This is a genomic window from Kitasatospora sp. NPDC058243 (assembly GCF_042882025.1).
Classification (GTDB): Bacteria; Actinomycetota; Actinomycetes; order Streptomycetales; family Streptomycetaceae; genus Kitasatospora.
The window spans coordinates 83,611-96,245 of sequence record NZ_JBHVWW010000006.1 but is presented as its reverse complement, the minus strand read 5'-3'; the positions used below and the strand labels follow the sequence as shown (position 1 = coordinate 96,245).

Annotated in this window: 7 protein-coding genes and 1 pseudogene; 6 read left to right on the top strand and 2 right to left on the bottom strand. The window is 72.1% G+C overall.

All coding sequences use genetic code 11. The features are described 5' to 3' along the window. Window positions 1-59: 59 nt before the first annotated feature. Window positions 60-2,456, bottom strand: a pseudogene (lon, locus tag ACFVX9_RS06745) (endopeptidase La). A 168-nt stretch (window positions 2,457-2,624) separates the two neighbouring features. Further along, complete coding sequence (locus tag ACFVX9_RS06740) at window positions 2,625-3,422, bottom strand: rhomboid-like protein (RefSeq protein WP_380372567.1); 798 nt, start codon at window positions 3,420-3,422, stop codon at window positions 2,625-2,627. Window positions 3,423-3,984: 562 nt separating this feature from the next. Here ACFVX9_RS06740 and ACFVX9_RS06735 point away from each other — a divergent pair. From ACFVX9_RS06735 to ACFVX9_RS06710, 6 genes are all read left to right on the top strand, one after another. Continuing rightward, window positions 3,985-4,722, top strand: coding sequence for a response regulator transcription factor (locus ACFVX9_RS06735; protein WP_063351140.1), 738 nt, complete (start codon window positions 3,985-3,987; stop codon window positions 4,720-4,722). 92 nt (window positions 4,723-4,814) lie between these two features. Beyond that, entirely contained in the window at window positions 4,815-5,945 is a 1,131-nt protein-coding gene (locus tag ACFVX9_RS06730; RefSeq protein WP_063347842.1) for a cell wall metabolism sensor histidine kinase WalK, read from the top strand. A gap of 282 nt (window positions 5,946-6,227) precedes the next feature. After that, window positions 6,228-10,004, top strand: coding sequence for a multifunctional oxoglutarate decarboxylase/oxoglutarate dehydrogenase thiamine pyrophosphate-binding subunit/dihydrolipoyllysine-residue succinyltransferase subunit (locus tag ACFVX9_RS06725; RefSeq protein WP_063347843.1), 3,777 nt, complete (start codon window positions 6,228-6,230; stop codon window positions 10,002-10,004). 126 nt (window positions 10,005-10,130) lie between these two features. Further along, the gene (locus tag ACFVX9_RS06720; protein WP_063347844.1) at window positions 10,131-10,310 is read left to right on the top strand and encodes a DUF6104 family protein; all 180 of its coding nucleotides are present in this window, start codon (window positions 10,131-10,133) and stop codon (window positions 10,308-10,310) included. Between the two features lie 225 nt (window positions 10,311-10,535). Further along, complete coding sequence (locus ACFVX9_RS06715) at window positions 10,536-11,444, top strand: DUF4097 domain-containing protein (RefSeq protein WP_380486934.1); 909 nt, start codon at window positions 10,536-10,538, stop codon at window positions 11,442-11,444. A 1-nt stretch (window position 11,445) separates the two neighbouring features. After that, window positions 11,446-12,477, top strand: coding sequence for a PadR family transcriptional regulator (locus ACFVX9_RS06710; protein ID WP_380486936.1), 1,032 nt, complete (start codon window positions 11,446-11,448; stop codon window positions 12,475-12,477). Window positions 12,478-12,635: the final 158 nt, after the last annotated feature.

The following is a 12,635-nucleotide window of genomic DNA, read 5'->3' as shown; positions in this document are numbered from 1 at the left end:
TGTGGCACGCGCAGACGCCGTCCTCCCGTCGATCCTCCCGCCGACCCGGCGCGGCCGGGTCAGGCCGCCGCGGCCAGGACCTTGGCCGGCTCCAGGGCCAGCTCCAGCACCTCCCGCACGTCCGCCACCGGGTGCACGGTGAGCCGCTCCAGCACCTCGGCCGGGACGTCGTCCAGGTCGGCCTCGTTGCGCTTGGGGATGATCACCGTGGTGACGCCGGCCCGGTCGGCGGCGAGCAGCTTCTGCTTCACCCCACCGATCGGCAGCACCCGCCCGGTCAGCGACACCTCCCCGGTCATCGCCAGGTCGGTGCGCACCTTGCGGCCGGACAGCAGCGAGGCGAGCGCCGTGGTCATGGTGATGCCGGCGCTCGGCCCGTCCTTGGGGACGGCCCCGGCGGGGACGTGCAGGTGCACGCCGCGGTCGCGCAGCGAGGTGACCGGCAGCTCCAGTTCGGCGCCGCGCGAGCGCAGGTAGGAGAGCGCGATGTGCGCGGACTCCTTCATCACGTCGCCCAGCTGCCCGGTGAGGGTGAGCCCGGTGCCGCCGGTCTCGGCGTCGGCGAGCGAGGCCTCGATGTAGAGGACGTCGCCGCCGGCGCCGGTCACGGCGAGGCCGGTGGCCACGCCGGGGACGGCGGTGCGCCGCTCGGCCGGCGCCTGGGCGGCCTCCGGCACGTGGTGGGGCCGACCGATCAGGGCGCGCAGCTCGTCCGGGCCGATCGCGGCGGGCAGTTCGCGCTCGCCGAGCTCGGCCTGGGCGGCGATCCTGCGCAGCACCCGGGCGATCGAGCGCTCCAGGTTCCGTACGCCGGCCTCCCGGGTGTACTCCCCGGCCAGCCGGCGCAGCACCGCCTCGTCGACGCTGACCTGCTCGCCGCCCAGTCCGGCCTTCTCGCGCTGGCGCGGGAGCAGGTGGTCGCGGGCGATGACGACCTTCTCGTCCTCGGTGTAGCCGTCGAGGCGGACGAGCTCCATCCGGTCGAGCAGCGCCTCGGGGATGGCCTCCAGCACGTTGGCGGTGGCGAGGAAGACGACGTCCGAGAGGTCGAGCTCGACCTCCAGGTAGTGGTCCCGGAAGGTGTGGTTCTGCGCCGGGTCCAGCACCTCCAGGAGGGCGGCGGCCGGGTCGCCCCGGTAGTCGGAGCCGACCTTGTCGATCTCGTCGAGCAGGACGACCGGGTTCATCGAGCCGGCCTCCTTGATCGCCCGCACGAGCCGGCCGGGCTGCGCGCCGACGTAGGTGCGCCGGTGGCCGCGGATCTCGGCCTCGTCCCGGACGCCGCCGAGCGCGACCCGGACGAAGGTGCGGCCCATGGCGCGGGCCACGCTCTCGCCGAGCGAGGTCTTGCCGACGCCGGGCGGGCCGACGAGTGCCAGCACCGCGCCTCCGCGCCGGCCGCCGACCAGTCCGAGCCCCTGGTCGGCCCGGCGCTTGCGCACCGCGAGGTACTCGACGATGCGGTCCTTCACGTCGGCGAGGCCGGCGTGGTCGGCGTCCAGCACGGCGCGGGCACCGGCGATGTCGTACGCGTCCTCGGTGCGCTCGTTCCAGGGCAGCTCCAGGACGGTGTCCAGTCAGGTGCGGATCCAGGGGCCCTCGGGGGACTGCTCGGAGGCCCGCTCCAGCTTGTCGACCTCCTTGAGGGCCGCGTCGCGGACCTTCTCGGGCAGGTCGGCGGCCTCGACCCGGGCACGGTAGTCGCCCTCCTCGTCGGCCGGGTCGCCGTTGAGCTCGGCCAGTTCCTTGCGGACGGCCTCCAGCTGGCGGCGGAGCAGGAACTCCTTCTGCTGCTTGGCCACGCCCTCCTCGACGTCCTTGCGGATGGTGTCGTTGACCTCCTCCTCGGCGAGGTGGTCGCGCAGCAGGGTCAGCGCGTACTCCAGGCGGGCGACCTGGTCGGCCTCCAGCAGCACCTTGAGCTTCTGCTCGGCGGTGGCGAAGGGCGCGTAGCCGATGTTGTCGGCGAGCTCGCCGACGCCCTCGATCTGGGCCACCCGGTCGACGATCTGCCAGGCGCCGCGCCTGCGCAGCCACTGGGTGGACAGCGCCTTGTACTCCTTGACCAGCTCGGCGGCCCGGCCGGCCACCGGGGTGTCCACCGAGGACTCCCGGAAGGGCGTGGTCTCCACCCAGAGGGCGGCGCCGGGGCCGGTGGTGCCGACCCCGATGCGGACCCGGCGCACGGCGCGCACCAGCGCGGCCGGCTCCCCGTCGGCCAGCCGGCCGACCTGCTCGACGGCGGCCAGGGTGCCGACCGCCGCGTACGAGCCGTCCACCCGCGGGACCAGCAGGACCTGCGGCTTGCCGGTGCCGGTGGCCGCCGCGCGGGCGGCCTCGACCGCGGCGCGCACCTCGGTGTCCTTCAGGTCCAGCGGGACGACCATGCCCGGCAGGACGACCTCGTCGTCGAGCGGCAGCACGGGCAGGGTGAGCGGTGTGGACGTCGATGCCATGATCTCTCCCCAGTCAGTGAAGTTGAGTCGACCTGACTAAGGCCTGGCGTGCGCCGGATGTTCCCGGGGCGGTGTTCGCCATGAGCGAACAGGAGGAGGGTGTGGAGCGAACGGGGGGAGGGTGCGGGAAGCGCCGTCAAAAGCACGCGGGAGCGGCACCCGGAAGGGTCAGCGCGCGTCCAGGACCGGAGCGCCGCCCGGCGCGGGCGAGGAGCCCGCGGCCGGCGCCTCGACCCGGCGCGTCCGCGGCTTCGGCCGCGGCCGGCGGGCCTGGGCCCGGCGCAGCCAGCGCCACAGCGCCACCCCGGTGAGCACCGCGGCGGGGTGCCCCACGGCGGTGACCAGGTCCCGCTCGGTGAGGATCTGCTCGGCGATCAGCAGCCCGGCGCCGCCGAGCGCGACCAGCCGACCGCGCCACGGCAGCAGCCCGGCCACCGCACCCAGGCAGGTGAGCACGCCGTAGCTGACGCCGATGTCCAGGTAGTCCAGCGCCGCGGTCTCCATCCGCCCGGTCTCCACCGCGGTGATCACCACGCCCTGGGACAGCAGCGTGGCCGTGACGTGCCCGATCGCGAAGACCGCCGCCGCCCGGGCGGGGCCGATCCGGCGCTCCAGCGGCGCGAGGGTGACGGCGAATCCCCACAGGTAGGGCATCCACACCTCGCCGGCCACCCAGAAACCGCTGAGCAGCAGCGCACGCAGGGGGTGCTGCAGGAGGTTGTGGCCGTCGGAACTGGAGGCCTCCTGCAGCCGCTGCACGAGTTCCGGATCGGCGAGTTTGGCAAAGGTCGTGGTGGCGCCCACCACGGCGAGATAGCCGAGGGTGAAGGGGTTTCGCCGGGGTGTCGGCACCCGCGCCAGCAGCCACTCGACGACGCCGGTGCGCAGACCGTGCCGGAGCATGCCGTACGGCGGGCCGGCGGGCGACGCCCCGACCCGTCCGGCACCTCGCCGCAGTCCAGCCATGCCGCCCTCCGCTCCACGCCGGCAGCCACCGGCCCCTCACCAGGTGCCCAACGTACCGGCGCGCGCCGCGGATCCCGCCCTGCGGGGCGTTGTCGTGGCCACGTTACGTCGAGGTTCTGAGAGGCATCTGAGAAAAGCCGGTGAAGACCGTCAGGAAACCGGTCGACCGGATTCCCGATATTGGTCCAGACCTTCTTCCGGCGGGCGCGCCGGCAGGGGCTCTGACCGGCGACTTGGCGTCAACTCGACTGCATACGTACCGTTACGCAGAGAAAAATCGCCGGGTAAGGTATCGGCCCGTGCCCACTCGTGCAGTGGGCTCCGAGGGCGGCCCGACAGCCGGCCCACGGGCCGGAAACGTCCGGTCCACCTGCCGGGAGGCATCCGCTGTCCGTACGCTGCGAAGTGCGCGGGAGAAGTGGGCGGGCGACAATCCGCCCGCCGACCCGCACGCACGACGGGACGGCGGACCCGGCACAGTCCACGACGGAACAAGACTACGAGCGGAGCCCGCCATCCCCACAGGTGGCCGGCCCGCAGCCCTGGGGGCGGTGGCGTGACCGTGACAGAACTTCAGCAGGACAACAACCACAGCGGCGGCACGGTGAGCAGCCAACGCAGAGTGCTGGTGGTGGAGGACGAGCCGACGATCGCGGAGTCGATCGCGGCCCGGCTGGGCGCGGAGGGCTTCAAGGTCGCCGTGGCCCACGACGGGCCGGGCGCGGTCGACGGCTTCCACACCTGGCAGCCGGACCTGGTGGTCCTCGACATCATGCTGCCCGGCTTCGACGGCCTTGAGGTGTGCCGCCGGATCCAGGCGCAGCGCCCGGTGCCGGTGCTGATGCTGACCGCGCGCGACGACGAGACGGACCTGCTGGTCGGCCTCGGCGTGGGCGCCGACGACTACATGACCAAACCGTTCTCGATGCGCGAACTGGCCGCCCGGGTCAACGTGCTGCTGCGCCGCGTCGAGCGCGCCCAGCAGGCGGCCCGCACGCCCGCGCTCGGCTCGCTGCGCTTCGGCGAGCTGGAGATCGACCACGTGCAGCGCCGGGTCCGGCTCGCCTCGGGCGACGTCCACCTGACGCCCACCGAGTTCGACCTGCTCGCCTGCCTGGCCGCGCAGCCGCGCGCCGTGCTGACCCGCGAGCAGCTGCTGGCCGAGGTCTGGGACTGGACGGACGCGTCCGGCACCCGCACCGTGGACAGCCACGTCAAGGCGCTGCGCCGCAAGATCGGCGCGAGCTGGATCCGTACCGTCCACGGCGTCGGGTACGCGCTGGAGGCCCCGCTCTCCTAGCGGCGAGCCTCGGGCGACGGGCCTCCGGGGGGCCCGTGTCCCGAACTGCCGCGCACCACGCGGGGGACGTACGCGGGGATCACAGGGGACCAATGACCTTTCCACAGCAACGCAACGGGGACACCGGCGGCACGCGGTCGCAGACGTTGGCCGCCCGCGCCGCCCGCCGGGTCTGGGCCGACATCAGGCCGCTCGACCCGGTCCGCTCGATCAAGGGCAAGCTCGCCCTGCTGGTGATCGTCTCCGTCTTCCTGGCCACCGGCATGGTCGTCGTGGCGATCCGGTCCGAGACCCAGATCCGGATCATCATGGTCTTCTCCATGATCGCCTCGCTGCTCTTCATGCAGTTCCTCGCGCACGGGCTGACCGCCCCCCTGCGCGAGATGACGGCCGCCGCCCGCGCGATGGCCTCCGGCGACTACAGCCGCCGGGTCGAGGTGAACTCGCGCGACGAGATCGGCGAGCTGGCGACCACCTTCAACCAGATGGCCGCCGACCTGGGGGCCGCCGACCGGCACCGCCGCGAGCTGGTCGCCAACGTCTCGCACGAGCTGCGCACGCCCATCGCCGCGCTGCGCGCCGTGCTGGAGAACGTGGTGGACGGCGTCGTCCAGCCCAATCCGGCGACCCTGGGGGCCGCCCTGGAGCAGACCGAGCGGCTCGGCCGCCTGGTCACCCACCTGCTGGACCTCTCCAAGATCGACGACGGCGTGGTCGACCTGGACGCCCGCCCCTTCGAGGTGCGCGAGTTCCTGGACGGCGTGCTGCGCGGGGTCACCGTGGACGGCGCGACGGCCGGCGGGGCGTTCTCCCGGCGCGGCGACGTCCGGCTGGCGCTGGAGGTCAGCCCGACCGGTCTGACCGGCGTGGCGGACCCGGAACGGCTCCACCAGGTGGTCGCCAACCTGGTCGACAACGCCTGCAAGCACTCCCCGCCCGGCGGCACCGTGACGGTGCGCGCGCGGCCCGACGGCGGGCCCGGCGGCCTGCTGCTGGAGGTCGAGGACGAGGGCCCGGGCATCCCGCCGGCCGACCGCGGCCGGGTGTTCGAGCGGTTCAGCCGCAGCGGCACCGCGACCGCCCAGGGGCCCGGCTCGGACGGCGGCACCGGCCTCGGCCTGGCCATCGCCCGCTGGGCGGTGGACCTGCACGGAGGTCGGATCGCGGTCGCCGAGTCGCCGCGCGGCTGCCGGATCGAGGTCCGGCTGCCGGGGCAGCGCTGAGGGTCGGATGTGTCACAGAAGCGACACAGACGTACACGAAGATCATTGGATGATCTACATGCGCCTTTGTCCGGTTTTGCCCGGATATGCCCTATGGGTGGGCGTGATCACTTCCCCTCAGATACGGCTTTCTAACGCACATTTTCAGCCAAACTGCAGGTCAGGACTGTGATCTGGGCGACGCCTGGGGCCCGGGGACTGCGCGATCACTGGTCAGGGGCGTAGCCTTAATCCCCGCTGTCCAAACATCCCAAAAGGAAGCGGAAGAGGGCGGTTGCCGCCGTGTCGCCACAGTCCCCTGAAACCCCCAATAGCTCGGCTAGCTCCACTGGCTTCGGTCCCAATGAGTGGCTCGTCGATGAGATCTACCAGCAGTACCTCCAGGACCCGAACTCGGTCGACCGAGCCTGGTGGGACTTTTTCGCCGACTACAAGCCCGGTACCGAGGTGACCCCAGTGACCCAGGCCGCGACCCAGGCCGGCCCCACGCCGACCCCTGCCGCTGCCCCCGCGCCCGCTGCTGCTGCTCCGGCCGCGACCGCCCCCGCCGCACCGGCCGCCCCGGCCGCTCCGGCGCCGGCGCCCGCGCCGCTCGCCGCAGCTCCCGTCGCGCCCCCGGCTCCGGCCCCGGCCCCCAAGGCCGCCGCCCCGGCCCCTGCGGCCGCTCCGGCCGCCGCCGCGGCGGACGCGCCCGCCGGCCCCGAGCTGATCCAGCTGCGCGGCCCGGCCAAGGCCGTCGCCACCAACATGGACGCCTCGCTGGAGGTGCCGACCGCGACCTCGGTCCGCGCGGTGCCCGCGAAGCTGTTGATCGACAACCGCATCGTCATCAACAACCACCTGCAGCGCGCCCGCGGCGGCAAGGTCTCCTTCACCCACCTGATCGGCTACGCCCTGGTCCAGGCCATCAAGGCCGCCCCGGGCATGAACTACAGCTACAAGGTGGAGAACGGCAAGGCCTTCCTGGTCAAGCCCGAGCACGTCAACCTCGGCCTGGCCATCGACCTGGTCAAGCCGAACGGCGACCGCCAGCTCGTCGTCGCGGCCATCAAGAAGGCCGAGACCCTCGACTTCTTCGGCTTCTGGCAGGCCTACGAGGACATCGTCCGCCGGGCCCGCGCCAACAAGCTGACCATGGACGACTTCACCGGCGTCACGGTCTCGCTGACCAACCCCGGCGGCATCGGCACCGTGCACTCCGTGCCGCGCCTGATGCAGAACCAGGGCACCATCGTCGGCGTCGGCGCCATGGAGTACCCGGCCGAGTTCCAGGGCTCCGCCCCGGAGACCCTGTCCCGGCTGGGCGTCTCCAAGATCATGACGCTGACCTCGACCTACGACCACCGCGTCATCCAGGGCGCGGCGTCCGGCGAGTTCCTGCGCGAGATCCACCGCCTCCTCCTCGGCGAGAAGGGCTTCTACGACGAGATCTTCGAGTCGCTGCGGATCCCGTACGAGCCGGTCCGCTGGGCCACCGACGTCGCCACCACCCACGACGACGAGGTCAACAAGACCGCCCGCGTCATGGAGCTGATCCACGCGTACCGTGTGCGCGGCCACCTGATGGCCGACACGGACCCGCTGGAGTACAAGCAGCGCAAGCACCCCGACCTGGACGTCACCACCCACGGCCTCACCCTGTGGGACCTGGAGCGCGAGTTCGCGGTCGGCGGCTTCGGCGGCCAGAAGATGATGAAGCTCCGCGACATCCTCGGCCTGCTGCGCAACACGTACTGCCGCACCGTCGGCGTCGAGTACATGCACATCCAGGACCCGAAGCAGCGCAAGTGGCTGCAGGAGCGCCTGGAGAAGCCGTACTCCAAGCCCGAGCGCGAGGAGCAGCTGCGCATCCTGCGCCGGCTGAACTCGGCCGAGGCCTTCGAGACCTTCCTGCAGACCAAGTACGTCGGGCAGAAGCGCTTCTCGCTGGAGGGCGGCGAGTCGCTCATCCCGCTGCTGGACGCCACCATCGACGCCGCCGCCGAGCACCGCCTCGACGAGGCCGTCATCGGCATGGCCCACCGCGGCCGTCTGAACGTGCTGGCCAACATCGTCGGCAAGCCGTACGGCAAGATCTTCGGCGAGTTCGAGGGCAACCTCGACCCGAAGTCGATGCACGGCTCCGGCGACGTGAAGTACCACCTCGGCTCCGAGGGCACCTTCACCGGCCTGGACGGCGAGACCATCAAGGTCTCGCTCGCCGCGAACCCCTCCCACCTGGAGACGGTCGACCCGGTCGTCGAGGGCATCGCCCGCGCCAAGCAGGACATCCTGGACCAGGGCGGCACCACCTTCCCGGTGCTGCCGATCCAGATCCACGGCGACGCGGCCTTCGCCGGCCAGGGCGTCGTCGCGGAGACCCTGAACATGTCGCAGCTGCGCGGCTACCGCACCGGCGGCACGATCCACCTGGTGGTCAACAACCAGGTCGGCTTCACCGCCGCCCCGGCGTCCTCGCGCTCCTCGATGTACTGCACCGACGTGGCCCGGATGATCGAGGCCCCGATCTTCCACGTGAACGGCGACGACCCGGAGGCCGTGGTCCGCGTCGCGCGGCTCGCCTTCGAGTTCCGCCAGGCGTTCCACAAGGACGTCGTGATCGACCTCATCTGCTACCGCCGCCGCGGTCACAACGAGGCCGACAACCCGTCGTTCACCCAGCCGCTGATGTACGACCTGATCGACAAGAAGCGCTCGGTGCGCAAGCTGTACACCGAGGGCCTGATCGGTCGCGGCGACATCACCATGGAAGAGGCGGAGCAGGCGCTCCAGGACTTCCAGGGCCAGCTGGAGAAGGTCTTCGCCGAGGTCCGCGACGCCGCCCAGACCCCCGCCCCGGCCATCGCCGGCAAGCCGGTCGCCGACTTCCCGGTCAACATCCAGACCGGCATCTCCCAGGAGATGGTCAAGCGGATCGCCGCCTCGCAGGTCAACCTGCCGGACTGGCTGACCGTCCACCCGCGCCTGCTGCCGCAGCTCCAGCGCCGCGCCGCCTCCGTCGAGGACAACACCATCGACTGGGCGACGGGCGAGACCCTCGCCATCGGCTCGCTGCTCATGGAGGGCCACCCGGTCCGCCTGGCCGGCCAGGACAGCCGCCGCGGCACCTTCGGCCAGCGGCACGCCGTCCTGATCGACCGCAACACCGGCGAGGACTACACCCCGCTGCAGTACCTCACCGAGGACCAGGCCCGCTACACCGTCTACGACAGCCTGCTGTCGGAGTACGCGGCGATGGGCTTCGAGTACGGCTACTCGCTGACCCGCCCGAACTCGCTGGTCATGTGGGAGGCGCAGTTCGGCGACTTCGTCAACGGCGCGCAGACCGTGGTGGACGAGTACATCGCCTCCGCCGAGCAGAAGTGGGGCCAGCACTCGGGCGTCACCCTGCTGCTGCCGCACGGCTACGAGGGCCAGGGCCCGGACCACTCGTCCGCCCGCCCGGAGCGCTTCCTGCAGCTGTGCGCGCAGAACAACATGACGGTCGCCATGCCGACCCTGCCGTCGAACTACTTCCACCTGCTGCGCTGGCAGGCGCACAACCCGCACCACAAGCCGCTGGTCGTCTTCACCCCGAAGTCGATGCTGCGTCTCAAGGCCGCGGCGAGTGCGACCGAGGAGTTCCTGTCCGGCTCCTTCCGCCCGGTCATCGGCGACAACACCGTCGACCCGGCACAGGTGCGCAAGGTCGTCATCACCGCCGGCAAGTTCTACTACGACCTGGCGGCGGCCCGCACCGAGCGCGGCGTCACCGACACCGCGATCGTCCGGGTCGAGCGGCTCTACCCGCTGCCGGTGGCCGAGCTCCAGGAGGAGCTCGCCCGCTACGGCGACGACGTCCAGTTCGTCTGGGCGCAGGAGGAGCCGGACAACCAGGGCGCCTGGCCGTTCATCGCGATGAACCTGGTCGACCACCTCCAGGTCGTCGTCGGCCGCAGCGCCAACGGCTCGCGGCTGCGCCGCGTCGCCCGCACGACGGCCTCGTCCCCGGCGGTCGGCTCGGCCAAGCGGCACGCCGCCGAGCAGCAGGCGCTGATCGAAGAGGTCTACTCGCTCTGAGGCCCTGAGGCCCCGAAGCGCTGGAGCACCGAAGCCCGCGGCCCCCGTCCTCCCCTGGGAGACGGGGGCCGCGGGCGTCCCCGACTATCCTGACCAGGTCAATCCCCATCGGACCGGAGTGAACCCGTGTACTTCACCGACCGCGGCATCGAGGAGCTGCAGAACCGGCGCGGCGACGAGGAGGTCACCTTCGAGTGGCTGGCCGAGCGACTGCGCGAGTTCGTCGACCTCAACCCGGACTTCGAGATCCCCGTCGAGCGGCTGGCCACCTGGCTGGCCCGGCTCGACGACGAGGACGACGAGTGACCGGTGCGGTGCCGTTGCACTGAACCGCTGATGAGGGGCCCGGGAGGCGATCGCCTGCCGGGCCCCTCACGTATCCGCGCCCGCCCGTAGGGGGCGCCTCGGGGGCCGCTCCGGGGCGGCTCAGGGGCGGGATCCGGGACGGCACGCTTGACTTGCGCGTCACGCGATATATCGTCTTTAAAAGAGAACGCGATACATCGCGATCGGCAACGGGAGGCGGCAGAGATGAGCCAGTGGACGGTCGAGGGACCCGAGAGGATCACCATCGACGAGACGGTCCGGGCGCTGCACGTGCGGATCATCGAGGGCACGGTGAACGTGGTGGCGGCCGAGGGCCCGGCCCGCCTGGAGGTCACCGAGCTCCAGGGCGAGCCGCTGCACGTGACCCTGGTGGACGGCGTCCTGACGGTCACCTACAAGGACATCAACAGCTGGGGCGAGTTCGGCGACCGGCTCAAGTCGGTCGACGCGGTCAAGGGCTTCTTCAGCTCCTTCAAGCGCAAGCGGGTCGCCGGCGTCACCCTGACCGTCCCGGCCGACGCCGAGGTCAAGGTCGGCACCGTCTCGGCCGACGCCACCGTCTCCGGGATCACCGGGCACGTCTCGGTGCAGAGCGCCAGCGGCGACGCCACCCTGGTCGGCCTGACCGGCCGCACCGAGGCCAACACCGTCACCGGCGACGTCGACGCCCAGTCGGTGGCCGGCCAGCTCAAGGTCAACACCGTCTCCGGCCAGCTCACCGTCGTCGCCGGCACCGCCGACCGGATCCAGGCCAACGCCGTCACCGGCGCCGTCACCCTGGACCTCGACGTCGCCAACCCGGCCGACATCAAGGTCACCACCGTCAGCGGCCCGGTCGTCATCCGGATCCCCTCGCTGGCCGACGCCAAGGTCGAGGCCGGCTCCACCAGCGGCGACATCTCCAGCACCTTCGACGGCCTCAAGCTCAGCGGCAGCTGGGGCGCCAAGCGCCTGTCCGGCCAGCTCGGCGACGGCCGGGGCAGCCTCGCCGTGACCACCGTCTCCGGCGGCGTCACCGTGCTGCGCCGCCCCGACCCCGAGGACGAGTCGCCGGTGGTCGTCAAGGAGCTCCCGGCCGGACTCGGCAAGCCCGACCTCACCAAGGAGGCGTGAGATGACGCCCGTGTTCGGCCACGGCCGGCTCCGGCTCTACCTGCTGAAGCTGCTCGACGAGGCCCCGCGGCACGGCTACGAGGTGATCCGCCTGCTGGAGGAGCGCTTCCAGGGCCTGTACGCGCCCTCCGCCGGGACGGTCTACCCCCGGCTCGCCAAGCTGGAGCAGGAGGGCCTGGTCGCCCACAACACCGAGGGCGGCCGCAAGGTCTACCGGCTGACCGACGCAGGGCGTGCCGAACTGGAAGCCCGCCAGGGCGAGTTGGACGACCTGGAAGTGGAGATCCACGACTCCGTGGCGCAGTTGGCCGGGGCGATCCGCGAGGACGTCCGGGACAGCGCCAAGGACCTGCGCGAGGAGCTGTGGCAGGCCGCCCGGCAGGCCCCCCGACCGGACCGCGCCGAGGGCGGGGACCCGTGGTCCGGCCCGTGGGGCGACAACGAGTCCTGGCAGCGCGCCAAGGAGGAGTTCGCCCAGTTCAAGCGGCAGGCCAAGGACCAGGCCAAGCGCGCCCGGGAGCAGGAGAAGGCCGCCAAGGCCAAGGCGAAGGCCGCCGAGGAGGAGGCCCGCAGGCTCCGCGAGCAGGCCAAGGCCTCGCGGACGGCCGCGCAGCAGGAGGCGCTGCGGATCAAGCGCCGGGTCGAGCAGCAGGTGCGCGAGCACGCCGCGAAGGGCGACTGGCCGACCGGCCTCGCCGAGGGCCTGGCCGAGCTGACCAAGGGCCTGTCCGGGCTGGCCGACGCGGCCCGCTGGGGCCAGCCGGCCGACGGGTCGGCCGAGGAGGTCACCGTCACCCGGATCGACCTGGACAAGGACGAGCCGACCACCCCGACCGCCCCGGCCGACCTGCCGCCGTGGGCGCGGACCGACCCGGCCGGCGACCCGGCCCGCGAACTGGAGCGGCTGCTCGACCGCTTCCGCGACCAGGTCCGCGACGCGGCCCGGGACGGCGGCGTGAGCACCGACAAGCTGGCCGAGGCCCGCTCGGTGCTGGGCGCGGCCGGCGAGCGGCTGAAGCGCCTGCTCGGCTGACCGACAGGCCGCCGGACCACCACCGGCCCGGGGAGGTCGGGGGGGGGGGGCGGGGGGGGTTTTCTTCGGGGCGAACAGAAGCAAGAGTCAAAAAAAGCACAGGGTTAAGGGGGCCCAATGTTCCAGGTGCAACACAACCTTTTCTCAAAAAACGCCCC